Raw genomic sequence first — 1,232 nt, 5'->3', positions numbered from 1 at the left:
CGGCGGAGCGCGGGCGACGGCGTCGGCCCCGCGGCGCACACGGTCGAGGTCGCCCGCGCTCGGCGGGGGGTCCGGTGACGGCGACGTCGACGTGTTCGACGCCCGGTAGAACGCGACCGCGTCGTCGACCGTGGTCGCGCGGGGTCCACCCGGTCGACGCCAGACGGGGAGAGGTCGCCGTCGGCCGCCGCCCGCACCAGCGGGACGAGGAGCAGGAGGCACCCGAACTGGGTGTTCGTCCGCGCGCGCTCGGCCATCCCCGCGACAGCGCGCTCGAAGGCGTGGCCGACCGCCGCGCCGCGGGCCGCCCGAGCGATCCCCTCCCGGGCGCCCACCGCGCCGGCGAGGAACGACTCGAACCGGAGGTCCTCGAGGTCTCGCCTGCGGTCGACGTTCCCGGGCTTCGGCGTCCCCGCGACCTCGAGGAGGAGCGCGAGGACCGCGTCGTCGACGGCGCTCACGGCGTCGCCTCCGACCCCGGGATGTTCTCGTCGAGGTCGCCATCGCGCCACGCCGCGACCGCATCCGCGACCCGCGCGAGCGCGGCCGGACGCTCGCTCGGCCGACCGACGCTCACGGCGTCCGCGCCGTACCGGGCGTACTCGGCGACCGTCTCGCGGCCCCGCACGCCGTTGTTGGCGATCACGACGAGGTCGTCGCCGACGGCCGCGGCGACCTCGGCGATCACCGACTCCGTGTCCATCGCGTCCACGTGGAACCAGTCGGCGCCGGCGGCCGCGACCGCCTCCGCGACCGCGACGAGGTCGACGCCAGACACCTCCGCGCGGACCTTCACGCTCGTGGTCGTCCCCGCGTCGGCCGCGGCGGAGACGTACGCCGCGAGCCGCTCCGTGTCCCGCAGGAGCGACTCGCCGCAGCCGACCGCGCACAGCTCGGGCTGCCGGCAGTGCGCGTTCACCTCGCAGACCGCGCCGCGTTCGGCACAGACCGCGGCGGCCGCCCGGACCGGCTCCACGGTCGCGCTCCGGACGTTGACGCCGGGACGGAGCGGCAGGTCCGCGGCCGCGCGGAGCTGTCGGTCGATCCACGCGATCGGGTCGTCGGGGAGGAACTCCGAGCGGTCGCGGGCGACGAGGTCGCGCGCGGCCGCCCGACTCGCCGGGTCGAGCGCGATCCCGCCCATGACCGCGGCGTCGACGTGCGGGGCCGCGGCGCGCGCCCAGTCGACGTCGGCCGCGCCGCTGAGGCTCGCGGCGACGAGGGCGGGCTCG

The 1,232-nt window shown here is 77.8% G+C and carries 1 protein-coding gene and 1 pseudogene; both read right to left on the bottom strand.

The features are described 5' to 3' along the window. A pseudogene (locus tag GJ633_RS16775) lies at positions 1–512 on the bottom strand (triphosphoribosyl-dephospho-CoA synthase); the annotation flags it as partial. After that, positions 458–1,232, bottom strand: a 775-nt coding sequence (locus GJ633_RS16770) for a tRNA-dihydrouridine synthase (protein ID WP_156589660.1), incomplete at its 5' end; no start/stop codon positions are given. The pseudogene GJ633_RS16775 and the gene GJ633_RS16770, both read right to left, overlap by 55 nt.

It is taken from the genome of Halorubrum sp. CBA1125, assembly GCF_009742825.1.
GTDB lineage: Archaea > Halobacteriota > Halobacteria > Halobacteriales > Haloferacaceae > Halorubrum.
Note: the sequence above shows the minus strand (reverse complement) of the source record. Positions and strands in the feature narration are given on the sequence as shown.